Raw genomic sequence first — 25,002 nt, 5'->3', positions numbered from 1 at the left:
GGACGAAAAATCGTATCGAGAACCTATTGGTTCTTATTCTTGAACTTCAACAATGGCCTCAATAGCTTCAGCCAACTTAAAATCTTTATCGGTTACACCATTTGCAGAATGCGTTGATAACGAAATTTTTAAGACGTTATAAATGTTTGTCCAATTTGGATGATGATTTTGTGCTTCACATTCAAAAGCTATTCTGCTCATGGCACTAAAGCAGTCCTTAAAATTATCAAATTCAAATTCGGCATGAATGGCATTGTTGTGGTAGTCCCAATCTGGAAAACGCAGTAGTTTTTTTTCAATGATATCATCAGATAATAAACTCATAAAGTTAAATTTAGGTCTATTATAAAAATAAGAAAATTTATTTATTCAGTTCTAGTAAGACTTCCTGACTTGTAATTTGAAGATGCTTTGGGAGTTTGTTAAATTTTGGAAGCACTGCCAAGTAACGGTCTTCGTTAGTGGTATATACATGCTTAAAGTGAACACCATTTTTAGAAGTTATTTGCTTTACAATGTCCTTAATATACTCGTCGTGATGTACCAAATCTGTACTTCCTAAATGAAATACACCAGTTTTATTTCTGTTAATGATATAATGAATTTGTTGCGTGATTTTTGAATCTGTTGTCACATTCATGATGATATTCGGAAAAATTTCAATAGCTGTTTTGTCTTGTAGATGTTGCTTGAGTTCTTTAATTCTTGGCGACTGACTTCCCAATACCATAGGCAATCTTACTATAGCTATTTTTTGCTTTGGAAGACGTAACAGCATATTTTCTATTTTAATCTTAAAATGACCATACACACTTCCGCTGAAGGTTTTGTCTAACTCATAACTTGGGTATTTGCTATAAGCATCAAATACATTAGCAGACGATAAGAAGATGATTTTGCAATCATGTTCTAATACATATTCTGAAATGTGTTGATGTGCTATGGTTTGTGCATGAAAATCACCTCGTAAGGCTGAAATAATAATGGTAGGCTTGGTCACTTCTAAAACCTCATAGACATCATCTTCTTCTACATTGTATTGTAAAAAATGATGATTGTTTTTAAATTCTTTATGCGGAACACGATAAGTGCCAAAGGTTTTAAAATAGGAGCAAAGCTCTTTATAAATGGCATTGCCAATAAAACCACTAGCTCCTAAAATTAAAATACGATGTTTACTGAGGCTCTCCTTCATAAATCACCATCAAACCCGTAGGCAACATTAACCTTTATAGAAAGGTAGCTTTACAACAGTTGCAGGAATTGTTTTTTTACGAATTTGAATATTTATTTTACTATTAACATCTGCAAAAACGGTTGGTACATATCCTAAACCAATGCCTTTATTTAAACTAGGAGACATGGTTCCTGAAGTGACATTACCAATTTTCTTTCCGCTAGAATCAACAATATCATAACCTTGACGAGGAATACCTCTATCGTCAAGTTCAAAAGCTACTAATTTACGCTCTGGTCCACGACGTTTTTCATCTTCAAGTGCTTCAGAGTTTGTAAAGGTTTTAGAGAATTTTGTAATCCATCCTAAACCAGCTTCAATAGGAGAAGTCGTATCGTCTATATCATTTCCGTAAAGGCAATAACCCATTTCTAAACGTAAGGTATCACGAGCAGCTAAACCAATTGGTTTTGCTCCAGCTTCAACCACTTTGTCCCAAATTTGTTTGACTTCAGAATTTTTACAGTAGATTTCAAATCCACCACTTCCTGTATAACCAGTAGCCGAAATTATCACATGCTCAATACCTGCAAAATCACCAACAACAAAGTTGTAAAATTTGATTTCAGAAAGATCATGACTAGATAAGGCTTGCATGGCTTCTACAGCTTTTGGACCTTGAATGGCTAAAAGCGAATATTCTTCACTTAAATCTCGCATGTCTGCTCCAACATCATTTTTTGAAGCAATCCAGTTCCAATCTTTTTCAATATTGCTGGCATTAACAACGAGTAAATAAGTGTCTTCTTTAACTCTATAAATGATTAAATCGTCTACAATTCCACCTGTATCATTAGGCATACAGCTATATTGCGCTTTACCAACGGTTAATTTTGAAGCATCGTTACTACATGTTTTTTGAATGAGATCTAAGGCGTTTGGACCTTCGATTAAAAATTCGCCCATGTGTGACACATCAAAAACACCAACACCAGTTCTTACGGCTTCATGTTCAATATTAACGCCATCGTATTGTACTGGCATGTTATAACCAGCAAAAGGAACCATTTTTGCTCCTAGTGCTTCATGTGTTTCAGTTAACGCTGTATTTTTCATTACAAAGGAATTTATTTTCAGCACAAATGTATCGAAAATATCTCTTTTAGGAGAAGACTAAGAGTTTAGATTTTATAAAAAATCAAAAGAGAATTAACTTAGAAAATTAATCTTTTAGAATGTCTTCAAAATCTGTATAAAACGCTTCAAATTTGGTCATGGTTGTATTGAAGAACAGCATGACATCTTGCCAACTATTTTTATTGTGAATAGATACTTTTTGTTCAAGAGGTATATAAATTCTTGAAATTTCTTTTCCGTTTTCAAGGTAGTATTCTTCTTCAAAAATAGCTTCAGGTAAGTAGTTTTCTAGTAATATAGATTTTAATGAAAGCAGTTTTTCCCATGATTTGATGCGTTGTTCTAAATCGTCTTCAAGATCTAAAGCAACGAGAGCAGATTTAGTGTCAAAATGAAATTTAAAAGAGAAGCCTTTAATTTTTGTATCGTACAATATCCATTTTCTTGGAAACGACTTTCCGAAGCTCGTCCAAAATAATTGTCGTAGTTGTCTAGATTCTTCTTTAGAAAACATATTTAAATACTATAGGCAATGCCAACACCTAAGATAATGGCCATGAGTTTAGAAAGGTTAAATTTATGACCTTCTCCAGTTTCAAATAATATGGTTGTAGAGATATGAAAAAAGATACCTATAACAATAGCATTGATAACATGAATATAATCTGCTGCAATTTCCGAAGCATTAGAAACTAAAGTACCTAAAGGTGTCATAGTTGCAAAAATTAATAAAAAAAAGAAAACTTGAATTTTACTGTATTCAGATTGAAATAAAAAACCAGTAATAAGTGTAGCAATTGGAATTTTATGAATTAAAACACCATATACCATATCATTATGTTGATGAATAGGAAATCCCTCTAAAAAGCTATGAATGCATAAACTAATAAACAGCAACCATGGAAATGAAGTATCATTTTTATGAATGTGAACATGACCATGTTCGGCACCTTTTGAAAAAAATTCTAAAATAATTTGCAGCAAGATACCAGACATGATAAACAAACCCGTTTGTTTTTCATCTAAGTGCTCATAAACTTCTGGCAGTAGGTCAAATAGAGTTAGTGCTAATAAAAAAGCTCCACTAAAAGAGAGTAAGAGTTTTATATGTAAATTTCGTTGCTGCTTAAAAATGGCAGCAATAGCAACACCTATTAAAATAGCATATATAGGAAATAAGTACGTATTCATGTATTGAGAATATTCTTAGCGAGTGCAATTTAGTGTATTCTGATTATTTAAAAACCATAATCAATCGCTCAGAAGTATTTTTATGAAACTTATTGAGCTTATAATCTCCAAAAACATCAAGTAAATGCACACCTGCTTTTTGAAATAGCATTTCAAAATCGTTTAAGGTAAACGCTTTTACACGTTCTTGAAAACTATAATTTTTATTATCTGCTGTAAAATCGATAGTTTTAATAATGTAACCATTTTCAATGTGTCGCTTTTGTTTAAAATCAATACCTTCAACAGTTTTAATATCAGAAGCCACTAAGTTATCAATAACATACTCACTATTCATAAAATCAATAACTCCAAAGCCATAGTCGTTTAAATTGGCTTTTATAGCTTTTATCGTTTGAAGGTTAGTTTCATCATTGTCAAAGTAACCAAAACTAGTAAATAAGTTAAAAACAGCATCAAAAGTTTCACCTAAAGGTTGACTCATATCATGAACCTTAAAATGAAGTGATTCGTTCTCAAACTGTTTAGCATGAGCAATACTATTTTCAGATAAGTCAACACCAGAAACATTGTATCCTAAAGAATTTAGATACATAGAATGGCGACCCTTTCCACAGGCGAGATCTAGAATTTTTCCATGCTCAGGAATGTTTAAATATGCAGTAAGGTTATCCATAAATAACTGGGCTTCAGTATAATCTCTGTCCTTGTATAAAATATGATAAAATGGTGTGTCAAACCAAGAAGCATACCATTGTGTTGTTTTTTTTGCCATAATCGTTTTCATAATTTTTAGAACTCAATTAGATGAACTCTTAAAGTGCAAAAGTACTTCATTTTTATGATGTTCTTGTATATGCAAAAATAATCATAAATTTTAACGCAACTCCGTTGCATTTAAGATTTTATTATTAGCTTTACAGCCTAACATTATTTATTTAGAATGAATACTCTAAAAAAACTTCCAGTAACCGTATTAAGTGGGTTTCTAGGTTCTGGTAAGACGACACTTTTAAATCATATTCTACACAACAAAGCAGGTTTGAAAGTCGCTGTTATAGTCAACGATATGAGTGAAGTAAATGTTGATGCAGCATTAGTGAAAAGTGAAAATACTTTGTCTCGTACAGAAGAAAAATTGGTAGAGATGAGTAATGGTTGTATTTGTTGCACTTTGCGTGAAGACTTAATGATTGAAGTTGAAAGATTGGCTAAAGAAAACCGATTTGATTATTTATTAATCGAAAGTACAGGTATTAGTGAACCTGTTCCTGTAGCACAAACGTTTTCGTTTGTTGATGAAGAAAACGGAATCGATCTTTCCCGTTTTAGTTATGTTGATACGATGGTTACTGTGGTAGATGCCTTTAACTTTTTTAAAGATTTTGGAAGTCCTGAAACCTTGATGGATCGTGATCTTACAGATATTGAAAATGATTTTCGAACCATTGTTAATTTATTAACAGACCAAATTGAATTTGCAAATGTAATTGTGCTTAACAAAACAGATTTAGTTTCTGAAGATCATTTAGGCTTAATGAAAGCTGCGATTCAGAAATTAAATCCTTCAGCTCGAATTTTAGAATCAACTTTCGGAAACATAGATCCAAAAGCGATACTTAATACAGGTTTATTTGATTTTGAAGAAGCAGAACAAAGTGCTGGTTGGATAGAAGAGCTTAAAAAAGACGAACATACACCAGAAACTGAAGAATATGGTATTTCTTCCTTTGTATATCGTTCAAAAAAACCATTTGATCCAGTACGTTTTAGAGATTTTGCACAAAACGAATTTCCAATGAATGTTATTAGAAGCAAAGGCTTATTCTGGATCGCTTCGCGACCTGATCAAGCTCTAGTTTGGGGACAAGCAGGAGGTTCGTTACGAGCTGATAATGCAGGAGTTTGGTGGAGCAGTATGCCTTTTGAAAATCGGATACAACAAATGGCGTTTGTCGAAAACAAAGAAACGATAGAATCTGATTGGGATGTCACCTTTGGTGACCGCAAAAATGAAATTGTATTCATTGGTCAAAATTTGAACGAATCTGAGATAAGATCAATTTTAGATCGCTGTCTTTCTACAGATGAAGAATTGGCAACAAACGAATGGCTAGCAGGATATTCAGATACATGGCCTGTTGAACGCGCTTATGCGCTTTAATTTTTAAATACTTAACCCTTGATAAATAGCAAAATGAAACAACTTAAATTAACACTTTTAACCTTATTTTTAACTTTTCCAATCGCCATATTTGCCAATGAAGGCATGTGGTTTTTAATGCATATAGAGCGTCTCAATCATCGCGACATGCAAAAAATGGGATTGCAATTAACACCAGAGGAAATCTATAGTATTAACCAAAACAGTCTAAAAGATGCCATAGTACAATTTGATGGTGGCTGTACTGCAAGTGTGATTTCTAACAATGGTTTATTACTTACAAATCATCACTGTGGCTATGGAGCAATTGCTGAGTTGTCTACAGCAGATCAAAACCATTTAATGGATGGTTATTGGGCAGATGCTTTTAGTAAAGAGTTAAAACCAAAAGACCTTTATGTTCGGTTTTTTGTGAGAATGGATGATGTTTCTAAACGTATTTTGTCAAAGGTAAATCCTAATATGACAGAAAAAGATCGTGAAGCAGCAATTAATCAAGAAATTGCTAAGATCCAACAAGAGCATAGTGAAGGCGGAAAATATACTGTTTCAGTGAAATCATTCTTTCAAGGTAATGAATATTACTATTTTGTTTATGAAGATTTTACCGATGTTAGATTGGTTGGTACACCTCCTAAAAGTATAGGGAAATATGGTGGTGATACTGATAACTGGGAATGGCCAAGACATACAGGAGATTTTTCTCTTTTTAGAGTGTACTCAGATGCTAATGGTAATGCTGCTGAATATTCTACAGACAATGTTCCGTTAAAAACCGACTATCATTTACCTGTAAATATTACTGGTGTTAATGAAGATGATTTTGCAATGATTTTAGGTTATCCAGGTAGAACTAATCGTTGGATGCCAGCCGAAGGTATAGAGCAAAATGTAAAATTTGCGTATCCTGCTTGGGTTGAAGGATCAAAATTGAGTATGGATGTAATGAAGAAATATATGAACGAAGACGCTTCTGTTAACCTAATGTATGCTTCTAAATATGCGCAAATCGCCAATTATTGGAAAAATCGTCAAGGTATGATTGATGCTCTTACCCAACATCAAACAGCTAAAACCAAGCGAAAAGTAGAATCTAAGTTCGACAAATGGGCTAATAAGTCTAAAAATAAAGCTACTTATCAAAATGTAGTTTCTACCATTAATAAATACTACGCATTAACCAACGAGAAGTCACGTCATGATAATTATTTACGAATCATGCTAAGATCAAGTAAGTTTTCTGTGCTTCCTTATCAAATAGGAAGAGGTCTAAAAACCTACGCAGAGTCTAATGAAGCTAAACGTGAGGAATTGTTGCCTCGTTTAACCTATATGATTGAAAGTTTATATAAAGATTATCATTTACCTCTAGAGAAAGAAATGCTTTCTGAGCAACTTAAAGTCTATACTTCAAAAACAAGTTATCCGCTTCCAGAGTTGCTAACAAATGCTTCGATTCAAAATGATATTAACTCTTACACCGAATCTATTTTCGATTTAAGTATGTTTTCTTCAAAGAAAAGTGTCGAAGCCTTTTTGAAGTTTCCAGATATGCAATTGTTAGAAAGTGATCCGCTTTTTAAATTGTCTTCAGCGTTAATAGAAAAATATAGAGAGCAACCTGAACATTTGGTGCAAATTGAAAATGATTTTTCAAAATCATTTAGACTGCTGGTAGAAGGACTTCGCGTTTCAGAATTGAGTAAAGTAAAATATCCAGATGCAAATTCTACACTTCGTTTGTCTTACGGAAAAGTTAGAGCCTTACCTAAGGACTCAAGAAATGATGCTCGTACAAACAATTACACTACGTTTAAAGGGATGGTTAAAAAGTACAAACCTAATGATGATGAATTTGATCTTCCAAAACGTATGTTAGAATTATATGAAGCAAAAGACTTTGGTATTTATGCTAATGAGTATGGAGAGTTGCCAATTAATTTCTTAACCGATAATGATATTACTGGAGGAAATTCTGGCTCTCCTGTAATAAACGGAAAAGGTGAGTTGATTGGTTTGGCTTTTGATGGTAATATAGAAGCTATGGCAGGAGATGTCATTTTTGATAGCAACTTGCAACGTACCATTAATGTAGACATACGATATGTGGTTTGGTTGATTGATAAATTTGCAAATGCAAAGCGTATTGTAGATGAGCTTACATTAGTAAAAAACAATAATAGCTAGTCTTAATACAAATCTAATTTGTTAGCTGTGATTTACTTATAAAACGTAAGTAGTTAACAACAACTATCAAAACATTTAATACGCTCTGTTCCATTGAGCAAGCGTATGTATTTTAATATAAATTAAACATTTAAACAAATAAATATGATAACTCAAAATCAAGTAATAGAAGCACAAAACACCTGGGGAAATGGTGTCGTAAAAATAGGATCGCTTAAAGATAATAGGTCTGAATGTGAAAAAATTGCCAATGAATTTCTTGACAATCTATATGCTTTTCAAGATGGTAATGTGTTGTTTAAGCCAACAAAATGCGCAATAGAACAATTTAGAGCAACTAAGTTAAAAGCGTTATCTTATTTTATTGCAGGAGACGATAGAGCATGCTCTGAAGATAAAGGCTTTGCAATACAGCCTTGGACTAAGGTAAGATTTGAAAATACAGGCTTTATTTTAGAACAAAATAGAGCAATAGCAATGGGGAATTACTTTTTTACTGATTTAGAAGGAAATGAAGCAAAAGTTGAATATACATTTGGGTATAAATTGGTAGATGATAATTTAAAAATAGATTTGCATCATTCATCTTTTCCTTTTCCTAAGCCTGAAGACGATTTAGTCTAATGTCAAAAAATCTATTTTTTTTATGTCCAACAGATTGTTTAGAATCTGTAATTAACAATGCATTCAAAAATGAGAATTATTTTTATACTTCTCTAGGAAACTCTGTTACTTCGGATATAAAAACAGTAGAGCATATAAAAAAGCTAATTATAAAGTACAATATTGATAATTTATATTTTGTCCTTTCTGATCATAACCAAATAATTTTGGATGCATTAGGAAGGCAGCTTTTTTTAGATACTAGAGGTTTGAATGACACTTACAAACAACTCGTAATACAAAAACAGTATACAGACGAATTATGGCGAAAAGAAAACCATCAATTTGTAGTACTTTCTTATTTTTTAAATAAGAAAGTAAAAGCGTTTCAAGATGTTCTAAATATAGACGTTACAATAAGTGGTAAGATTTTTAAAAAGCGGGAAAATATGTTTAGAAATATCTATTCTGATTTAATTTGTTTAGAAAGGCATGCATTAAATTAATTATGAGTTATAACCGTAGGAAATTTATATCCTTTTTAGGAAAAGCAACACTAGGTTCTATTGTAGTTCCTCCTTTTTTTATTTGCTAAAACAAAACAGTAATAAACTGTAAAAGAGAAAAGACTTTGATTACTAGTTACCCATTTAAGAGTCCGTTAATACATAGCGTCACAGCGATTCCAAATCCAGCTCCAGAAACAAATAAGTTCCATTTGTTATGAGAACCATTAATGATATTAGAGTAAAACCAAAGCGCTATCATAAAGAGTAGAACAATAAATAGTTGTCCAACTTCAATACCAACATTAAATAAAAATAAAGGCATAATTATACTTTCAGAAAATAGCATAAACTTAAAGCCACTAGCAAAGGCTAAACCATGAATTAACCCGAAAACCAAAGCTATAGCATATTTTATTTTTGTGTCAGAAAACCTAGTTTTCTTTTTAAAATCTAATACATTAGAAATTGCAGTAATCATAATTGTAAAAGGTATTAAAGTTTCAACCATTCGAGAGTTTGCAGGAACTAAGTCTAACGCACAAAGTATAAGTGTTATACTGTGACCAATGGTAAATGCTGTAACTATAATTAGAATTTGTTTCCATTGAGAAAGTTTGAAAGCAGCACACAATGTGATTACAAATAGAAGGTGATCGTAAGCTTTTAAATCTACGATATGATCCCATCCGCTTACAAAAAAAGAGTTTAAATTATCCATGCATATTGTTTTAAAAAGAATAAGAGAATGTATAGTTATTAATATTAGTCTTGTAATTTAGTTCTGCAAAATATGGAGGAAAAACCATTGAAATAATGTTTTCTTGAAGTGCTCCAAACTCATCTAAAAAAAGCTTGTTTTCTATAACGATATCATCTCCTTCATTAATAAAGAAATCACTAATGAAGAATTTTAATTTGAGCATGTTTTGAGATGCCATGACCTCTTCAGCTTCAAACTTTAAACGCAATTGTTTACCATTGAGGGTAATGATGTAATGCGAATTAAAATAGACTTCAAGAGCTAATTTATCATTAGCATCAAGCTTTGACACATTAATGTTTGTTGTTAGTTTTTTGTTTACGCTATCTTTAAAGTCATCAATAAATACTCGACATTCTAGACTGAGTTTAGACACCTTATCATTATAACTCACCATTGATGATGTAAGTTTAATGGGATGCCAAAACGATGAAAAAAGACAGAATAAAAAGACCAAAACTATAAGATTCTTTAACGGTATTTTGGATGTTATGTATAGATTTCCTTTTTTCATTTGCTTATTGCAATACAACTACAAATATAAAGATTAACAAATCAAATGCAACTAAGTTGCATTAATAATTTGCAATGCTGATTTCAGAACAAAATATTCAATTAATTAGCGCTTAGTTTAAATTGAGTGGTTGGTTTTATGTATTAATTTCGTCATCTACAGAAAACATTCTTAATTTTGTACAGAAGTACAAACAAAACAAGTGTTAAACTTGATATATGGATCATAATTTTAAAATGGTGGCCAAAACCTTATTTGGCTTTGAAGAGTTACTAGAGCGAGAGCTTATTCAGTTAGGCGCTATGCATGTAAAAAAAGGTGTTAGACATGTGAGTTTTACAGGAGATAAAGGGTTTATGTATAAAGCCAATCTTGCTTTACGAACAGCTATAAAGATTTTAAAGCCTATCCATAATTTTAAAGTGCGTAATGAGCAAGACCTTTATGACCACATTTATAAAATGTCTTGGGAAGATTATCTAAAACCAACAGGTAGCTTGGCTGTTGATGCTACTGTAAACTCACGTGTTTTTACGCATTCGCTCTATGTTGCTCAAAAAACTAAGGATGCTATTGTTGATAAATTTAGAGCTACTGATGGACAGCGACCAAATGTAGATTTAAAGTTTCCTGATGTTAAAATCAATGTGCATATTGATAGAAATATTTGCAATATTTCATTAGATGCTTCAGGAGATTCATTACATAAACGAGGTTATAAAACGGCAACTAATATCGCACCAATTAATGAAGTGTTAGCTGCTGGTTTGGTAATGCTTTCAGGTTGGGATGGACAATCAGATTTTATGGATCCTATGTGTGGTAGTGGTACAGTTTTGGCCGAAGCCGCAATGATTGCTTGTAATATTCCTCCAAATTTAATGCGAAAAGAATTTGCTTTTGAGCGTTGGCAAGATTGGGATGTCGATTTATTTGAAAAGATTGAAGAATCTTTACTCAATAAAACTAGAGATTTTCATCATAAAATTATTGGTTATGATAAGTCTCCTAGTGCAGTAGCCAAAGCAAAGGCAAATATTAAGAATGCACACTTAGAAGAGTTTATTCATATACAGCATGAAGATTTTTTTAAGACTCAAAAATCGGGTGAAAACAAATTGCATATGGTGTTTAATCCTCCTTATGGTGAGCGATTAGATATCAATATGGAGAACTTTTATAAAATGATTGGCGACACATTAAAACAAGGCTATCCAGGAACAGATGCTTGGTTTATTACCTCAAATTTAGATGCACTGAAATATGTTGGATTGCGACCATCGCGTAAAATTCAGTTGTTTAATGCCAAACTCGAATCGCGATTTGTGAAGTATGTAATGTATGAAGGTAGTAAAAAGGCAAAGTATCAAAATAATTAATACTGTTCTTTTAATGTGTTGGTGTGATGCTCAATATGATAGGCAGTCCACATAATAATTTCCCTCACAGGCATTTTTCCCATAAGTGGATGAGGAAGTATGACAGTATCTAAATTTTTATCTGAAATTTTTCTGGTTTTATACTGTAATTTTTTTCCTTCAACTTGTAGACGGTTTAATAAATATTGTTTTTCAGATATTAAAGGAACCTTCATGTTTTTTGAAGGACCATAGGTTTTCCCTTGAGCATCTTTTAAACGTTCTTGGTAACGATTTACAACTGTTTGATAATCTCTAACGTCTCTATTTGCCTTTCCGAATTTATAGCGCAACACAAATTTAGGCATGCTCAAAGCATTATTGAGTGGTTTAATGCTTTGAAGCAAATGTAAAGCATGTTGACCAGTAGTCCATTTTCCATTAGGACCTTCAATCCACTTGTCATCCTCTTGATCAGCAATCCAATTAATTAAGGCATTGTTTTTCTCCTCTATAAGTTCTGCAATTGCATCTTTGTTCATGTAGTATTAGATTTTACACATGGAAAAGATATAAAATATTTGTGAGTTTTTTGTGGAAAAATTAACTACTCATCAATTTTATCGACCACCACTTTTTTATCCTTTTTGAGTATTGGAATGAGGTAAGACAAGCTATAACCGAAACCAAGACCAAAGCGACCACTATCGTAAGTACGATTAAATCCTGGAATGTATAAGTTTTCAAAATTATCAGGTTCGTCTTCGCTAATTAAACTTTTAATTTGCACGTTAAGACCGAGAAATAAATTACTAAATAGTTCGGCCTTAATACCAATAATGATTTCTGCCCAAATAGCTGCTAAACCATCAATTTCTCTTGCTTCGTTTGAAGAAAAATTGGTTGGCCAATATTGGTTGGTATTATAAACTGTGTAACTATCAAGATTTTGTTTAAACGTACTGGCACCAACACGAAGACCAAAGTAAATCATGTTTTGCATGTCTAGCCAGTTTTGGTACGAATTATAATCAATACCTGCTTTAAAATAGCTTCCTGTTGTAGTAGTACTTAAAAAGTCGGTTGAAATGGAGCGTTCTTCAGTGCCAAGTTCACCAGCAAGATACAAGCGTTTAGTTAATCTGTAATCACCATTAATTTCAAATCCAGTATAATCATCATCTATAGCTGTTCTAACAAGCTTTCCTAAATCTGCTCCAAGTCGCAAGCCATACTTTTGTTTGTAGATTAGCGTATCGGTTTTTGTTTCTCCTTCAATAGAATCTTGAGCATTAGAAACCCAACAGAAGAGAAAAAAGCAACTACTAATGATAAAATTTAAAATGTGTTGTTGTTTCATCTTCAATTAATTGATTGTCATTTATGGGTTGAGCGAGTAAAATCCATCGATCCATATCTGTTGCATCAAATTCAATATCAACAGCTTTATAAGTCGTTTTATATCCACAAGCGCGAGATACATATACATTTTCAGTAACATAATTTATGGTGATGAGGTCTTCATTTCCAGAATAAATGTCATCACTATCATCATTTGGTGTTCCATTATCATCAACAGTATAATCTTTAATAAACCGAAATTGTGTTGAGTTGTCGTCAGTTTTTAAAGGTAATTCTACCAAACTTATAGCAGCGTTTCCTGTAAAACTTGAAAGAGGTGTATCGTTACCTACGCCTTGCACATATAAATTAGATACGTTTTTTATATTTTCTTGATTAGAGATATCATAAAATTCTAATATAAGTCGAGGTGTTGTTGAAACATCCTCAGGACAAATATCGTCACGTTCGCAATTTAAAAAAGCGAATAGAACACAAAGGCTTAGTAATTTTAACTTTCTCATGAATTATCTTTCAAACAATACTACAGTTTCAATATGTGCTGTATGCGGAAATTGATCGACCAGACTTATCTTTTTTAGTTGATATCCAGCTTGCACTAATTGTTCCGTATCTCTAGCTTGAGTTGCTGGATTGCAAGATACATAAACCAAACGGTCTGCATTAAGGTTTATTATTTTTTTAAGGGTTTTTGGAGCAATACCTGCACGAGCAGGATCTAAAATAATGGTTTTAATGTTATTTTGATATTGTGGATGCTCGTTTAGAAATTTACCTACATCTGCAGCATAAAACTTTAAGCCTTCAATATTATTGCGTTTGGCATTTTCTTTTGCATCTTCTATGGCTGAAGCGACTATATCTACACCAATAATTTTAGTATTAGTAGCTTTGCTAGCAAGAATTTGTCCGATGGTTCCTGTACCACAGAACAAATCTAAAACTACAGAATTATCTATAGCTTCTTTGTTTTCTAAGGCGTAATCTATAACTTTAGAGTAGAGTTTTTCGGCACATTTAGGATTGGTTTGAAAAAAACTTTTCATACTAATTTCAAAATTTAATCCTAGTAATTCTTCTACAATTTTATCTTCTCCATACACTAAATTAATACTACCTGTTGTAGCAATAGTTCGGTCTCCAATTTCATCGTTTGTGGTATGAAGTAATCCTGCAACTCTATTACCAAAAAGTTCAACCAAGTAGTTCGCAAATTTATCTAAATCGAATTTTGGTAAATCGTAAGATGTGGTGACTAAATTAAATAAAAGTTGGTTGGTTTTATATGATTTTCTTACAACTAAGTATCTAAAAAAACCTTCCTTTTTTGGAGCATGCCAAGGTGGTAACCCAGTTTTTTCGCAATAGGTTCTAATATCCTTTAAATGATTTTCTAATGGAGCATCAAATAAACCAGAATCACAATTAAGGTTATCGCCACACCACCAAGTGCCACGTTTTTTAAACCCTAAAGTAAACTCATCAACATCAGTTTTTTGTTGTCTGTCGTACCCAATAGCAGAAAAGCCATATTCCATTTTATTTCGATAGTGAAAAGTATTTGGAGAACTTACAAATTCGTCAAACTTAGTTTCAATATCTGTTACTTTTCCAATACGTTTAAACAATTCTATGGTGCTTTGTTTTTTATATTGGTGTTGCTGTTCTATTGGTAGTTGTATATAAGGTGCTCCAGGAATATCTTGATATGGTACTTCAGTCTCATCTTCTGAAGGTTTTAACACTTCAAAGAGTTTACACTCAGCATATTTTTTACTCGATTTTTTTACTTGTGCTTTTACTAACTGACCAGGTAAGGTGTTGGGAACAAAAATGACAAATTCGCCATGTTCATTTCTAATTCTACCAATGCCTTTGCCACCAAAGGCATAATCTTCAATTAAGAGTTCAATAATTTGACCTCTTTTTACAAATTTATTGCGTTCTCTTCGTGGCATACAGGGAATAAAATTTTGGTTCAGCAAAAATAGTAATAGCGATAAATATAAATGTAAGTAAATAGGATTATCTTTAAAAAACTTCAAAATTAAATGAACCTTTATCGATTTTCTTCGTCTTTAGAGTATGAAAGTAACTAACATACATACGCGAATTATTAATCAGCCACTTGAAAAGGTGTCAGATTTATTTAAAACTTTAGCAACATCAGAAGATAAAATTTGGCCATCAAGTAATTGGCCAGCAATGCGATTTAAAGAGGGTTTAAAGATAGGAAGTAGAGGAGGTCATGGACGCATTAGATATACAGTTGTGGCATTAAAAGTTGGAAGCCATGTAAGATTCAAATTCACTAAGCCTAGTGGATTTAGAGGCACACACGAACTAATACTTAAGCCTATTTCAGAACATGTTTCTGAAGTTCAACATGTCATAAAAATGAACACAGACTTTAAAGCTAGTTTACTTTGGGTATTTGTGATTCGTTGGCTGCATGATGCCTTAATTGAAGAAGCATTTGATAATGTGGAGCATTATTTTTCAACAGAAACTAATGAACCAAAATACAATCTTTGGGTAAAACTTTTAAGAATGTATTACAAACAAAAAAGGATAAACCCAATTTTAACGCATTGAAAATAAACGATCGTACTGATACTGAACTTGTTTTAGATTTTCAATCTGGAAATAAAAAAGCGATGGCTGAATTGGTTAAACGTTGGCATTTGATATTTTGTCAAAAAGCCTACTGGATTGTAAAGGATGCAAGTTTGTCAAAGGATATTGCTCAAGATAGTTGGCAAACGATAATAGATAAACTTTATACTTTGCATGAACCTTCAAGTTTTAAGTCTTGGGCTTTACGAATTGTATATACCAAATCTGTAGATGCTTTTAGACAACAACAAATAAATCGCATAAAAGAAGATGAATATCAAAAAGAAGTTACGCGTGTGGTTGATGACGATGATGACCATACAGAATTAAAAAGTCATCTTTTAAAAAGTATCAAAAGTTTACCAGAACATCAACAAATGGTTTTAAGACTTTTTTATACTGAAGGTTATTCGTTAAATGAGATAAGTAAACTATTAAATATATCTGTAGGAACAACCAAATCAAGATTGTTTCATGCTAGAGAAAAGCTAAAATTAATTTTAAAAGACAAGAATTATGAAAACTAATATGGAAGACATTGACCAACTCATTAAAGAGACCTTAACTGAAGAAGAAACAAAGTTCTACGACTCGTTAGAAGAACAAAATGTTTTAGGAATGTTAATGGGTTTATTTTCAGGAAAAAATAAATGGATCATCATTGTAATGAATATTATGACCTTAATCTTTTTTGGACTCTTTGTGTATTGTACTATCAAATTTTTTAACACTTCAGATGTCAAAGAACTCATAAAATGGGGAATAGGAGGTCTTGTGTTTTTGATAGGTGTAAGCATGTTAAAGGTGTTTGCTTGGATGCAAATGGATAAAAATGCCATTCTTAGAGAGATGAAGCGATTAGAATTACAAGTGTCATCATTATCAGGAAAAATTTCGGAATAAGAGTTTTAATTATTAATTTGCAGACCTCTAGGGATGATTTCTTTCCCACGCTGAATTTTCGGACTCTTCGAAAGGATAAAGGTAGAACAGGAATGGTTATTTTAGACGAGGTAATCTTGAAAGTGATGTTGTCATTTTGAGCAAAGTCGAAAAATCTCATTTTATATTGAATAATGTTCTTTTTTATTGAGATTCTTCATCAACATTCAGAACAACATATTTCTGCTTGCCTCATAAACTTTTAAAACTTTATTAAAATGGCTGTTTTAGACCAATTAACGTCGCAACAAGCGATCGATTTAGAAAACAAGTATGGTGCACACAATTACCATCCGTTACCAGTAGTACTGAGTAGAGGAGAAGGTGTGTATGTTTGGGATGTTGAAGGAAAACAATATTATGATTTCCTTTCTGCATATTCTGCAGTTAACCAAGGACATTGTCATCCTAAGATTGTCAATGCTATGACAAAACAAGCGCAAACGTTGAGCTTAACTTCTAGAGCATTTTATAATGATATGCTTGGAACCTATGAAAAATTTGCTTCAGAATATTTTGGCTTCGATAAATTATTACCAATGAATACAGGAGCTGAAGCTGTAGAAACAGCTTTAAAACTTTGTCGTAAATGGGCTTATGAAGTCAAAGGAATTAGCGAAAATGAAGCTGAAATTATTGTTTGCGAAAATAATTTTCACGGAAGAACGACAACCATTATTTCGTTTAGTAATGACCCAATAGCTAGAAAAAACTTTGGACCATACACTGATGGGTTTATAAAAATTGAATATGATAATCTTAAAGCATTAGAACAAGCTTTAGAAAACAACAAAAATGTTGCAGGATTTTTAGTAGAACCTATTCAAGGAGAAGCTGGAGTTTATGTACCAAGTGAAGGGTATTTAGCAAAAGCAAAAGCGTTATGTGAAAAGCATAATGTGTTGTTTATTGCAGATGAAGTTCAAACTGGTATTGCTAGAACAGGTAAATTATTGGCTGTTGATTATGAAAATATGAAACCAGATGTCCTAATTCTTGGTAAAGCCTTGTCTGGAGGTGCATATCCTGTAAGTGCTGTATTGGCTAATGATTCTGTTATGAATGTAATTAAACCAGGAAATCATGGAAGCACCTTTGGTGGAAATCCAATTGCAGCTGCTGTGGCTATTGCAGCTCTAGAAGTTGTAAGAGATGAAGATTTAGCTGAAAATGCGTTTCAATTAGGAGAACTCTTCCGAAGTGAAATGAATAAATATATTGAAAACAGTTCTATTGTAAATTTAGTAAGAGGTAAAGGCTTGCTTAATGCAATAGTCATTAACGATGATGAAGATAGTGATACTGCGTGGAATATTTGCTTAGCACTTCGTGACAATGGTTTGCTTGCAAAACCTACTCATGGTAATATTATTCGTTTTGCTCCACCTTTAGTGATGACTAAAGAGCAATTGTTAGACTGTGTGTCTATTATTACTAAAACACTCCAAGAATTTGAAGATTAGATAACTATATTTTTGTTTAAAAAGCGGTCTTTAAGATCGCTTTTTTTTATGGAGCTAATTCAGTAAAAGGGAAAAATCTAATATTCCTGAGTATCCAAAATAATAATACAATTACTAAAATAATTTTGGTAGCAATGGGTTTATGAAAGATATCAAAATAAGATTTGTTGTAAACCTTATTCAAAATAAATAGTGTGGCTTTGTAGCTTAATACAATAAACACTATTATTAGTAAGTAGTTATGTCGTATTCCTGTAATGATATGACCATTCATTATTTGATGAATGGCTCTCTGACTGCCACATCCTGCGCAGTAAATTCCTGTATATGAGTAGAAAGGACATTTTGGAAAAATATTGTGTTCTGAAGGATTCCAAAAAAAATATAGTGATAATACGCCTAAGAGCATTATCACTATACCTAATATAATTAAAGTTTTTGTTTTAGTAAGCATTGCCACTAGCTAGGGCTCCAAACATTGCTACTCCAAAAATTAAGATGTATAAAATCCACCCTAAAACAGCAATACCTATTGATACTAAACCCCAAGTTTTTGCATTTTTTGATGCTTTAGTAGCTTCATTATAGTTTCCATCTTCATATAAGCTGTTTACTTTTGTAGCATAAATAATACTTACGATTCCTGTAGGTAAGCAACATAAAATTGTACTAATGATAGCTAAAGCTAGATAACTGTTAGGTCTTTGTGGTTTGTTTTCCATAATATTTGTTGGTTAGATAATTATTCAAAAGTAATAAAAAAAAGGCGACTAAATGGTCGCCTTTTTTATAAGGTAAATTATTGACCTTGTTGCATTTGCTCCATCATTTGTCTTGATTGCTCCATCAATTCATCCCAGCCAACAGTGTAAATTCTGTATATTGTCATAATTAGATATACAAGATTAATAACTAATATTATTAACGCTACAATTTTAGCAGTATTCATAGCTTTAACACTTCCAACTTCATAGTTTTCAGGGTTTGCTTGAGCTTGTTTTAATTTACTTTGAGCTATAAAAAATGCTATACCTGCTAATATAAATCCTAGACCACCAAAACAGCAGCATAAAAGACCTAAAATAGCTAGTACATAAACAATAGCAGGATTGAGTTTTTGTTGTTCCATAAGTTTTAAGTTTGATTAGAAAGTTTTATAATAAAATTTCCTACAATAATTGTAAGATTAACAATTACCAAAGTTATAATTATTTTGTTAGCATATTTGAAATTTTTAAAGGAATTCAAAATTAATACAATTACTAATAAGATTAATGTGAATATTGCTGGATACATATGAAAAGCCGCAACTAGTTCTCCTTGAAAAATTAACGAAATAGAACGTTGAATACCACAACCCATACATTCTAGACCGAATAGTTTTTTGTTTAAACAAGGAAGCATGTACTCTTCAGGAAATTCCATAAGTTCTATTTTAAAACACAAAAATAAAAAAAGAACGATGTATTGTAGAGTTTAGGACTTTTTTTACTCAAGAGCATCAACAAAAAATAGGCTAAACACCTTGATTCTTTATGATATTAATGTAATTTAGATGAACATTTTTATTTATATATCATGAAATTATCACGACTAGTTGATTATAGTTTGCTCTTTATTGGAGCTTGTGTTGCGATTTACGCTCAAGCAGGCGAAAATCAAAGTCAGTTTCTTCTTATTGGAGGAATTGTGGCTTTAATGTTAGGTGTTTATAGAATTTCTAGAAACATTCCTAGCAAAAGAAATCAGGATAATAATAATCAAGATGAAATAAGTTCATGAAATTTCAAATTGGAGATAAGGTTTCAGTTTTAGATGATGATATTTCTGGTGTTATTGTTGCTATTACACATGATATTGCTAGTGTTGAAACGGCAGATGGTTTTGTTTTAGAATTCAATTCAAAAGAACTTATTGAAAATAAATCTTTTTCAAATGCTATTTTTTCTAATACAGGCTTAAAGGATGTGATCAAACAAAAAGAGCTTCCTATGAAAAAACAGCCTGTGAAAAGGCGACCTAAAGAGCGTAATCAAGCAACAATGGAAGTCGATTTGCATATTCATAAACTTACCAATTCAGAAAAGTACATGACCAATTATGAGATGCTTACACTTCAATTAGATACTGCAAAACGGCAGTTAGAATTTGCAATGAAGAAACGTATTCAAAAACTGGTATTTATTCATGGCGTAGGCGAAGGTGTGCTTAAAATGGAACTAGAAACTTTATTTAGACGCTACGATAACATCAAATTTTATGATGCCGATTTACAAAAGTATGGCAATGGAGCAACCGAAGTTTATATTTTTCAGAATATAAAACCTAATTAAAATTAGGACTAGCTTCTCTGGAATCAATAGTAATATTTCCATCAGGATTTGAGCTATCATTTAAAGTTCCAAAATCAAGTGTTTGCCGTGTGATAGATGGCAAAGTAATGTTTGAAACAGTTACAGATATTGTATAAGTTAGTCTTATAATATGTTGTCTAAATGCTGTTGCTATTGTTGGATTAGCTATTTGATCGTTTAGGTAATCTGGTATTGAATTAGGATTAAGGATTGTGTCAATGGTTCTATCATTGGCTGGGTTTAAATCTTGATCACTGTCTTCATCACGAGTGTCTACACCATCATTGTCATCATCATCATCTAAATAATCATAAGTGCCATCGTCATCTGAGTCTTGAGCGTTACTAAAACCGTCTTCTTCTGTGTAATTATGACCTTCATTAATAGTTAATACATTATCACCATCATCATCAGCATCTAGATAGTCTGGTATTGAGTCTCCATCTGTATCTGTAGGATTTGTATCTGGATCATTATCACCATCTAAGTTTTCATCTTCAATTTCAGTTGGTATACCATCATTATCATCTTCAACTAAAACAGTTTGAATAAAAACTTCGCCTCCTAGACTAGCTTCATCTTTTTCAATTTGGAGATTTATAGGTACATCGTTACAGAAAAAACTATTATTAGGAGTTGTTCCATAAGATCTGTATCTAAACACATTTCCAGATCCTAAAGGCAAAGTGTTTTCATATAAAAACTCATCATTTACTTCTAAAATGTCTTCTATAGTTAGGTCTTCAAATTGAATTGATAATGTTTCAGAGGTACTCTCATTAATCTTATAAAATACCAATTCGCCACACTGTTTGAATTCATCGCCAAAATCTAAGGTTACTTCAAACACATCACCATCATCACAGGTTGTTAAAAGTCCGAAACAAAGTAAATAAAGAAATTTTCGCATGCTATAAGTCATTAAGAAACAAAAATAGAGATTTGTAAATTTATAACGATAAGATTTGCAAATAATTTTGCTGGTGTATTCTAGTTTTATTTACCGCTAGATTATTGCATCTTTGCACTTATAATTTACTGTTTATGGCGACTGTTTATTTTGATAATGCTGCAACAACTCAAATGCGAGACGCAGTGATTGATTGTATGGCTGAAGTTATGAAAAATAACTTTGGAAACCCTTCCTCAACGCATAGTTACGGAAGACAATCTAAGGCTATAATTGAATCTTGTAGAAAATCAATTGCTTCACATTTTAAGGTGTCTGCTTCTGAAATTGTATTCACTTCTGGAGGTACAGAAGCTGATAATTTGATTTTAAGAAGTACAGTTAGAGATCTTGGTGTTAAAGAGATTATTACGTCTAAAATAGAGCATCATGCCATACTTCATACAGTTGAAGCTTTAGAGCAAGAATATGGCATTAGTGTACAGTATGTTAACTTAGAATCTGATGGTCATATTGATCACGAGCATTTAGAACAGCTATTAAATTCTGATAAAAAGCAGTTGGTAAGCTTGATGCACATCAATAATGAAATAGGAAACAAGTTAGATATTTCTAAAATTGCAAACTTATGTAAACATTACGATGCTTTGTTTCATAGTGATACAGTGCAGTCTGTTGGTCATTACCAATTAGATTTAGATGCAATACCTATCAATTTTATTGCTGCGAGTGCTCATAAATTTCATGGACCAAAAGGCGTAGGATTTGCATTTATAAGAAAAAACTCAGGCATTAAAGGTTCTATTTTTGGTGGAGAGCAAGAGCGAGGTTATCGAGCAGGTACTGAATCTGTACATAATATTGTTGGCTTAGATAAAGCTTTGCAACTATCTTACGAAAATCTTAAAACTGAGCGTGAGTATGTTTTAGGTATTAAAGATTACTTTATAAAAAGCTTAAAAAGTATTTTGCCAGAAGTTAGGTTTAATGGAAGCTGTTCTAATCTCGAAAAAAGCACCTATACACTCATTAACGTTTGTTTGCCTTTTGCTGAAGAAAAAGCAGCGATGCTTCAGTTTCAATTAGATTTAAAAGGTATTGCTTGCTCAAAAGGAAGCGCTTGCCAGAGTGGAAGTTCTCAAAATTCTCATGTCCTTACCGAAATTTTAAACGAAGACGATTTGAAAAAACCTTCTGTACGTTTTTCTTTCAGTAAATATAATACTAAAGAAGACGTCGATTATGTAATTAAAGTGCTAAAGGAATTTGCTTAAAAGCTAGTACTTAATCTTACATTAAAGACACGAGGCGTTAAATAGTTTGGAATGGCAAATTGACGTTTGCTATATACATCACGTACCCAAGTGTTAGTAATTGAATTTTGTGCGTTAAAAACATTAAAAATTTCAAATCCAATAGAAAGTTCTTTGAACTTTTGTTTCCATTTTTTTGTGTAGGTTTTATTTGGATCAACTAAAACATAAGAAATTCCTACATCAGCACGCTTATAATCTGGTAAACGATTTTGAAATTGATAAGGGTTGGCATAGCTTGGAGAACCTCCAGGAACTCCAGTATTATATACTAAATTTAAATACATTTTTAAATCTGGAAGTGCTTTCATATAATCTTGAAATAAGGCTCCAAATTTTAAACGTTGGTCTGTTGGTCTAGCAATGTTTCCTTGATCGTCAATATTTTCTTCAGTTTTTAAATACCCAAAGCTAAACCAACTTTCTGTGCCAGGAATAAATTCGCCATTTAAACGCATATCTAGTCCATAAGCATAAGCAGTAGCATTGTTTTTAGCTCTGTAACGTATTCTCACGTTTTCTAATGTATACGGATTAACATCTGTTAAGTTTTTATAATAAGCTTCTGTAACTAACTTAAAAGGTCGTTTCCAGAGTTCAAAGCTATATTCATTTCCTAAAACAAGATGAACCGATTTTTGAGCTTTAACATCAGGTTGTACAATACCTGAAGAATCTCTAAGCTCTCTATAAAAAGGTGGTTGATAATATAATCCACCAGCAATTCTAAACAACATATCTTTTTCCCAGTCTGGTTTGATGGCAAATTGAGCTCTCGGACTAAAAACGGTTTGTGTCGAACTTGAAACATTATCTTGATTTGGAACGTCACTATTTACGGTCCAATTATGAACTCTTACACCTGCATTATAAAATACTTCGTGATTGCCTAGCATTGAACGTTTGCTCCATTGCGCATAAGCTTGTAATCGATCAATTTGAACTTCGTTAGTAGCACGTACATTTTGAAATGCTACTAAAGGACCTTCGAAAGGCTCGTAAGGTTGTTCGTTTGGCACATCAAAAATTGGAGGACGTACCGAAAAGCCTGCGCTATCAATAACTTCCCATTCTACCAAACGATCTCTAATATCTTCATGTGTGTATTTAACAGACCATTCAAGTGTACTCTCGTCATCTAATTTGTAATCTCCTTTGTGCTCTACATTAAAAATTAAGGCGTCTAAGTCGTTTCTTGCATGTGTTAATTGGGAACCAATACCTTCGCTAAATTCAACCTCTCCTAAATCTTCATCTCCAATATTACTATTCACTTCACCTAATCGATATTGTGCTAAAATGTCGAAATATTCTTCTTCTGTGGTATGATATGCAGAAGCAATTAATTTAAGTGTGAGGTCTTCAGACGCAAAATAATTGGCTTTAAACGCTCCAAAAGTCGTGAAGTATTGATCTTTTTCTTGACCTTCATAAAACACTAACAATGCAACTGGTTCGTCAATGGTTCCAAAATTGGTTTGTCTGTTTTGAGGTTGAAAATCGTATTTGTTAAGCGAGATGTTTCCAAGAAAATTTAAATGAAACTTATCTGAAAACTTATAGGTTAAATAAGTCTGAGCATCAGCAAATACAGGAACAACATTAGTTTCCGTTTCGAGAGAATTTATAAATAAACTATTATCTCTATAACGCAATCCCATAATACCAGAAAACTTGGAGTCTTTACTCACAGTTTCTGCAGCTAAACTTCCGCCTAAAAGGCTAGCTTCGGCACGAACTCCAAATTTTAAAGGTGTTCTATATGTGATGTCTAAAACTGATGATAATTTATCTCCATATTTGGCTTGAAATCCACCAGCCGAAAAATCGACATTTTGAACCAAATCGGTGTTTACAAAGCTTAAACCTTCTTGTTGACCAGAACGAATTAAAAACGGTCGATAGACTTCAATTTCATTGACATACACTAAGTTTTCATCAAAGTTGCCACCACGAACTGAATATTGTGTACTTAATTCGTTAGAAATATTTACTCCAGGTAAAGTTTTTAAAATGTTTTCTACTCCTGGTTGCGCACCTTTAATGGTTCGTAATACAGCAGGAGGAACAGAAACAATCCCTTCAACAGATTGCTTGGTGTTGCTATTGATAACGACTGTTGTGATTTGTTCAACTTCAATGTTCATTACAGGATTGAACTCAAGTTCTTCTCCATTTTTTAAGTTAAAGGTTGCTTCAACTTTTTTATGAGACAAATGGGTAAAAACGACAATTACATCTGTATTTGCAGGAATTTTAAGTTCGTAAAAACCGTTTTCATTTGAAGTGGTTCCGTCGTTACCAGCTTTAATATTTACATTGTAAATAGGTTGCTGTTGATCGTTAAGTATAACTCCTTTTATTGTAGCATTTTGTGAAACACCTAACAATGGTAAACTTAATAAGAGTAGTAGAAATAGACTATGTATTTTCAAAAGACTT

Annotated in this window: 30 protein-coding genes; 12 read left to right on the top strand and 18 right to left on the bottom strand. The window is 32.3% G+C overall.

The window, feature by feature from the left end:
• Positions 1-33: 33 nt before the first annotated feature.
• The 6 genes from ACP15M_RS02755 to ACP15M_RS02730 form a co-directional block, all read right to left on the bottom strand.
• Positions 34-324: a 4a-hydroxytetrahydrobiopterin dehydratase gene (locus tag ACP15M_RS02755; RefSeq protein WP_425075641.1), complete on the bottom strand. Its 291-nt coding sequence runs from the start codon at positions 322-324 to the stop codon at positions 34-36.
• Positions 325-361: 37 nt separating this feature from the next.
• Positions 362-1,195, bottom strand: coding sequence for a sugar nucleotide-binding protein (locus ACP15M_RS02750; RefSeq protein ID WP_425075640.1), 834 nt, complete (start codon positions 1,193-1,195; stop codon positions 362-364).
• A 27-nt stretch (positions 1,196-1,222) separates the two neighbouring features.
• Positions 1,223-2,293, bottom strand: coding sequence for a glycine cleavage system aminomethyltransferase GcvT (gene gcvT, locus ACP15M_RS02745; protein WP_425075639.1), 1,071 nt, complete (start codon positions 2,291-2,293; stop codon positions 1,223-1,225).
• A 106-nt stretch (positions 2,294-2,399) separates the two neighbouring features.
• Positions 2,400-2,828 carry a DUF4268 domain-containing protein gene (locus tag ACP15M_RS02740; protein WP_425075638.1) on the bottom strand — a complete coding sequence of 143 codons (429 nt, stop codon included), beginning with the start codon at positions 2,826-2,828 and terminating at the stop codon, positions 2,400-2,402.
• A 2-nt stretch (positions 2,829-2,830) separates the two neighbouring features.
• Positions 2,831-3,505, bottom strand: coding sequence for a ZIP family metal transporter (locus ACP15M_RS02735; RefSeq protein WP_425075637.1), 675 nt, complete (start codon positions 3,503-3,505; stop codon positions 2,831-2,833).
• Positions 3,506-3,548: 43 nt separating this feature from the next.
• The gene (locus ACP15M_RS02730) at positions 3,549-4,280 is read right to left on the bottom strand and encodes a class I SAM-dependent methyltransferase (RefSeq protein ID WP_425075636.1); all 732 of its coding nucleotides are present in this window, start codon (positions 4,278-4,280) and stop codon (positions 3,549-3,551) included.
• 168 nt (positions 4,281-4,448) lie between these two features.
• Here ACP15M_RS02730 and ACP15M_RS02725 point away from each other — a divergent pair, with 168 nt between their 5' ends.
• The 4 genes from ACP15M_RS02725 (at position 4,449) to ACP15M_RS02710 (ending at position 8,965) form a co-directional block, all read left to right on the top strand.
• Entirely contained in the window at positions 4,449-5,669 is a 1,221-nt protein-coding gene (locus ACP15M_RS02725; RefSeq protein ID WP_425075635.1) for a GTP-binding protein, read from the top strand.
• Positions 5,670-5,702: 33 nt separating this feature from the next.
• Positions 5,703-7,856 (top strand): S46 family peptidase, encoded by a 2,154-nt coding sequence (locus tag ACP15M_RS02720; protein ID WP_425075634.1) that lies wholly within the window; start codon positions 5,703-5,705, stop codon positions 7,854-7,856.
• Positions 7,857-8,000: 144 nt separating this feature from the next.
• Positions 8,001-8,480 carry a hypothetical protein gene (locus ACP15M_RS02715; RefSeq protein WP_425075633.1) on the top strand — a complete coding sequence of 160 codons (480 nt, stop codon included), beginning with the start codon at positions 8,001-8,003 and terminating at the stop codon, positions 8,478-8,480.
• A complete protein-coding gene (locus tag ACP15M_RS02710; RefSeq protein ID WP_425075632.1) occupies positions 8,480-8,965 on the top strand; it encodes a hypothetical protein in 486 nt (161 codons plus the stop codon). The genes ACP15M_RS02715 and ACP15M_RS02710 overlap by 1 nt, the downstream gene beginning before the upstream one ends.
• A gap of 136 nt (positions 8,966-9,101) precedes the next feature.
• Here the strand turns inward: ACP15M_RS02710 and ACP15M_RS02705 are convergent, their stop codons facing one another.
• Positions 9,102-9,686: a HupE/UreJ family protein gene (locus tag ACP15M_RS02705; RefSeq protein ID WP_425075631.1), complete on the bottom strand. Its 585-nt coding sequence runs from the start codon at positions 9,684-9,686 to the stop codon at positions 9,102-9,104.
• Positions 9,687-9,696: 10 nt separating this feature from the next.
• Positions 9,697-10,242: a DUF6702 family protein gene (locus tag ACP15M_RS02700; RefSeq protein ID WP_425075630.1), complete on the bottom strand. Its 546-nt coding sequence runs from the start codon at positions 10,240-10,242 to the stop codon at positions 9,697-9,699.
• A 218-nt stretch (positions 10,243-10,460) separates the two neighbouring features.
• On the opposite strand from ACP15M_RS02700, the gene ACP15M_RS02695 reads away from it, so the two are divergent.
• Positions 10,461-11,621 carry a THUMP domain-containing class I SAM-dependent RNA methyltransferase gene (locus tag ACP15M_RS02695; protein WP_425075629.1) on the top strand — a complete coding sequence of 387 codons (1,161 nt, stop codon included), beginning with the start codon at positions 10,461-10,463 and terminating at the stop codon, positions 11,619-11,621.
• Here ACP15M_RS02695 and ACP15M_RS02690 read toward each other — a convergent pair.
• From ACP15M_RS02690 to rlmD, 4 genes are all read right to left on the bottom strand, one after another.
• Positions 11,618-12,142 (bottom strand): DinB family protein, encoded by a 525-nt coding sequence (locus ACP15M_RS02690; RefSeq protein WP_425075628.1) that lies wholly within the window; start codon positions 12,140-12,142, stop codon positions 11,618-11,620. The two genes, ACP15M_RS02695 and ACP15M_RS02690, sit on opposite strands and share 4 nt — an antisense overlap.
• A gap of 65 nt (positions 12,143-12,207) precedes the next feature.
• Positions 12,208-12,960: a DUF6048 family protein gene (locus tag ACP15M_RS02685; RefSeq protein WP_425075627.1), complete on the bottom strand. Its 753-nt coding sequence runs from the start codon at positions 12,958-12,960 to the stop codon at positions 12,208-12,210.
• Positions 12,926-13,465 (bottom strand): DUF6452 family protein, encoded by a 540-nt coding sequence (locus ACP15M_RS02680; RefSeq protein WP_425075626.1) that lies wholly within the window; start codon positions 13,463-13,465, stop codon positions 12,926-12,928. The genes ACP15M_RS02685 and ACP15M_RS02680 overlap by 35 nt, the downstream gene beginning before the upstream one ends.
• A 3-nt stretch (positions 13,466-13,468) precedes the next feature.
• Entirely contained in the window at positions 13,469-14,920 is a 1,452-nt protein-coding gene (rlmD, locus tag ACP15M_RS02675; RefSeq protein WP_425075625.1) for a 23S rRNA (uracil(1939)-C(5))-methyltransferase RlmD, read from the bottom strand.
• Positions 14,921-15,047: 127 nt separating this feature from the next.
• On the opposite strand from rlmD, the gene ACP15M_RS02670 reads away from it, so the two are divergent.
• From ACP15M_RS02670 to rocD, 4 genes are all read left to right on the top strand, one after another.
• Positions 15,048-15,557 (top strand): hypothetical protein, encoded by a 510-nt coding sequence (locus ACP15M_RS02670; RefSeq protein ID WP_425075624.1) that lies wholly within the window; start codon positions 15,048-15,050, stop codon positions 15,555-15,557.
• Positions 15,554-16,105 (top strand): RNA polymerase sigma factor, encoded by a 552-nt coding sequence (locus tag ACP15M_RS02665; protein ID WP_425075623.1) that lies wholly within the window; start codon positions 15,554-15,556, stop codon positions 16,103-16,105. The genes ACP15M_RS02670 and ACP15M_RS02665 overlap by 4 nt, the downstream gene beginning before the upstream one ends.
• Complete coding sequence (locus ACP15M_RS02660; protein WP_425075622.1) at positions 16,095-16,481, top strand: DUF6768 family protein; 387 nt, start codon at positions 16,095-16,097, stop codon at positions 16,479-16,481. The genes ACP15M_RS02665 and ACP15M_RS02660 overlap by 11 nt, the downstream gene beginning before the upstream one ends.
• Positions 16,482-16,738: 257 nt before the next feature.
• Positions 16,739-17,983: an ornithine--oxo-acid transaminase gene (gene rocD, locus ACP15M_RS02655; RefSeq protein ID WP_425075621.1), complete on the top strand. Its 1,245-nt coding sequence runs from the start codon at positions 16,739-16,741 to the stop codon at positions 17,981-17,983.
• A 46-nt stretch (positions 17,984-18,029) separates the two neighbouring features.
• Here rocD and ACP15M_RS02650 read toward each other — a convergent pair whose 3' ends face one another.
• The 4 genes from ACP15M_RS02650 to ACP15M_RS02635 all read right to left on the bottom strand — a co-directional run bounded on the left by ACP15M_RS02650 (position 18,030) and on the right by ACP15M_RS02635 (position 19,408).
• Positions 18,030-18,437, bottom strand: coding sequence for a DUF2752 domain-containing protein (locus ACP15M_RS02650; RefSeq protein WP_425075620.1), 408 nt, complete (start codon positions 18,435-18,437; stop codon positions 18,030-18,032).
• Entirely contained in the window at positions 18,427-18,705 is a 279-nt protein-coding gene (locus ACP15M_RS02645; RefSeq protein ID WP_425075619.1) for a CD225/dispanin family protein, read from the bottom strand. Before ACP15M_RS02645 ends, ACP15M_RS02650 begins: the two co-directional genes overlap by 11 nt.
• Before the next feature lie 77 nt (positions 18,706-18,782).
• Positions 18,783-19,112, bottom strand: a complete 330-nt coding sequence (locus ACP15M_RS02640) for a CCC motif membrane protein (RefSeq protein ID WP_425075618.1) — start codon at positions 19,110-19,112, stop codon at positions 18,783-18,785.
• 5 nt (positions 19,113-19,117) lie between these two features.
• Entirely contained in the window at positions 19,118-19,408 is a 291-nt protein-coding gene (locus ACP15M_RS02635) for a DUF2752 domain-containing protein (protein ID WP_425075617.1), read from the bottom strand.
• A 153-nt stretch (positions 19,409-19,561) separates the two neighbouring features.
• Here ACP15M_RS02635 and ACP15M_RS02630 point away from each other — a divergent pair, with 153 nt between their 5' ends.
• Together ACP15M_RS02630 and ACP15M_RS02625 are read left to right on the top strand one after the other, a co-directional pair.
• Positions 19,562-19,765: a hypothetical protein gene (locus ACP15M_RS02630; RefSeq protein ID WP_425075616.1), complete on the top strand. Its 204-nt coding sequence runs from the start codon at positions 19,562-19,564 to the stop codon at positions 19,763-19,765.
• Positions 19,762-20,316, top strand: coding sequence for a Smr/MutS family protein (locus tag ACP15M_RS02625; RefSeq protein ID WP_425075615.1), 555 nt, complete (start codon positions 19,762-19,764; stop codon positions 20,314-20,316). The genes ACP15M_RS02630 and ACP15M_RS02625 overlap by 4 nt, the downstream gene beginning before the upstream one ends.
• Here the strand turns inward: ACP15M_RS02625 and ACP15M_RS02620 are convergent.
• Entirely contained in the window at positions 20,309-21,247 is a 939-nt protein-coding gene (locus ACP15M_RS02620) for a hypothetical protein (RefSeq protein WP_425075614.1), read from the bottom strand. The genes ACP15M_RS02625 and ACP15M_RS02620 overlap by 8 nt on opposite strands.
• Positions 21,248-21,381: 134 nt before the next feature.
• Here ACP15M_RS02620 and ACP15M_RS02615 point away from each other — a divergent pair, with 134 nt between their 5' ends.
• Positions 21,382-22,521, top strand: coding sequence for a cysteine desulfurase family protein (locus ACP15M_RS02615; protein ID WP_425075613.1), 1,140 nt, complete (start codon positions 21,382-21,384; stop codon positions 22,519-22,521).
• On the opposite strand, the gene ACP15M_RS02610 is transcribed toward ACP15M_RS02615, so the two are convergent.
• Positions 22,518-24,995, bottom strand: a complete 2,478-nt coding sequence (locus tag ACP15M_RS02610; RefSeq protein ID WP_425075612.1) for a TonB-dependent receptor — start codon at positions 24,993-24,995, stop codon at positions 22,518-22,520. The genes ACP15M_RS02615 and ACP15M_RS02610 overlap by 4 nt on opposite strands.
• Positions 24,996-25,002: the final 7 nt, after the last annotated feature.

Source organism: Psychroserpens sp. S379A (assembly GCF_049800755.1).
GTDB lineage: Bacteria > Bacteroidota > Bacteroidia > Flavobacteriales > Flavobacteriaceae > Psychroserpens.
The sequence above is the reverse complement of the archived record's forward strand: the minus strand, read 5'-3'. Positions and strand labels throughout refer to the sequence as shown.

Coding starts and splice junctions, on each gene's coding strand:
- ACP15M_RS02650 (WP_425075620.1), bottom strand. CDS start 18,437: ATGCTTACTAAAACAAAAACTTTAATTATATTAGGTATAGTGATAATG.
- rocD (WP_425075621.1), top strand. CDS start 16,739: ATGGCTGTTTTAGACCAATTAACGTCGCAACAAGCGATCGATTTAGAA.
- ACP15M_RS02640 (WP_425075618.1), bottom strand. CDS start 19,112: ATGGAACAACAAAAACTCAATCCTGCTATTGTTTATGTACTAGCTATT.
- ACP15M_RS02730 (WP_425075636.1), bottom strand. CDS start 4,280: ATGGCAAAAAAAACAACACAATGGTATGCTTCTTGGTTTGACACACCA.
- ACP15M_RS02680 (WP_425075626.1), bottom strand. CDS start 13,465: ATGAGAAAGTTAAAATTACTAAGCCTTTGTGTTCTATTCGCTTTTTTA.
- ACP15M_RS02755 (WP_425075641.1), bottom strand. CDS start 324: ATGAGTTTATTATCTGATGATATCATTGAAAAAAAACTACTGCGTTTT.
- ACP15M_RS02695 (WP_425075629.1), top strand. CDS start 10,461: ATGGATCATAATTTTAAAATGGTGGCCAAAACCTTATTTGGCTTTGAA.
- ACP15M_RS02750 (WP_425075640.1), bottom strand. CDS start 1,195: ATGAAGGAGAGCCTCAGTAAACATCGTATTTTAATTTTAGGAGCTAGT.
- ACP15M_RS02725 (WP_425075635.1), top strand. CDS start 4,449: ATGAATACTCTAAAAAAACTTCCAGTAACCGTATTAAGTGGGTTTCTA.
- ACP15M_RS02645 (WP_425075619.1), bottom strand. CDS start 18,705: ATGGAAAACAAACCACAAAGACCTAACAGTTATCTAGCTTTAGCTATC.
- ACP15M_RS02720 (WP_425075634.1), top strand. CDS start 5,703: ATGAAACAACTTAAATTAACACTTTTAACCTTATTTTTAACTTTTCCA.
- ACP15M_RS02740 (WP_425075638.1), bottom strand. CDS start 2,828: ATGTTTTCTAAAGAAGAATCTAGACAACTACGACAATTATTTTGGACG.
- ACP15M_RS02685 (WP_425075627.1), bottom strand. CDS start 12,960: ATGAAACAACAACACATTTTAAATTTTATCATTAGTAGTTGCTTTTTT.
- ACP15M_RS02705 (WP_425075631.1), bottom strand. CDS start 9,686: ATGGATAATTTAAACTCTTTTTTTGTAAGCGGATGGGATCATATCGTA.
- ACP15M_RS02660 (WP_425075622.1), top strand. CDS start 16,095: ATGAAAACTAATATGGAAGACATTGACCAACTCATTAAAGAGACCTTA.
- ACP15M_RS02635 (WP_425075617.1), bottom strand. CDS start 19,408: ATGGAATTTCCTGAAGAGTACATGCTTCCTTGTTTAAACAAAAAACTA.
- ACP15M_RS02700 (WP_425075630.1), bottom strand. CDS start 10,242: ATGAAAAAAGGAAATCTATACATAACATCCAAAATACCGTTAAAGAAT.
- ACP15M_RS02690 (WP_425075628.1), bottom strand. CDS start 12,142: ATGAACAAAGATGCAATTGCAGAACTTATAGAGGAGAAAAACAATGCC.
- gcvT (WP_425075639.1), bottom strand. CDS start 2,293: ATGAAAAATACAGCGTTAACTGAAACACATGAAGCACTAGGAGCAAAA.
- ACP15M_RS02735 (WP_425075637.1), bottom strand. CDS start 3,505: ATGAATACGTACTTATTTCCTATATATGCTATTTTAATAGGTGTTGCT.
- ACP15M_RS02625 (WP_425075615.1), top strand. CDS start 19,762: ATGAAATTTCAAATTGGAGATAAGGTTTCAGTTTTAGATGATGATATT.
- ACP15M_RS02710 (WP_425075632.1), top strand. CDS start 8,480: ATGTCAAAAAATCTATTTTTTTTATGTCCAACAGATTGTTTAGAATCT.
- ACP15M_RS02715 (WP_425075633.1), top strand. CDS start 8,001: ATGATAACTCAAAATCAAGTAATAGAAGCACAAAACACCTGGGGAAAT.
- ACP15M_RS02620 (WP_425075614.1), bottom strand. CDS start 21,247: ATGCGAAAATTTCTTTATTTACTTTGTTTCGGACTTTTAACAACCTGT.
- ACP15M_RS02670 (WP_425075624.1), top strand. CDS start 15,048: ATGAAAGTAACTAACATACATACGCGAATTATTAATCAGCCACTTGAA.
- rlmD (WP_425075625.1), bottom strand. CDS start 14,920: ATGCCACGAAGAGAACGCAATAAATTTGTAAAAAGAGGTCAAATTATT.
- ACP15M_RS02615 (WP_425075613.1), top strand. CDS start 21,382: ATGGCGACTGTTTATTTTGATAATGCTGCAACAACTCAAATGCGAGAC.
- ACP15M_RS02630 (WP_425075616.1), top strand. CDS start 19,562: ATGAAATTATCACGACTAGTTGATTATAGTTTGCTCTTTATTGGAGCT.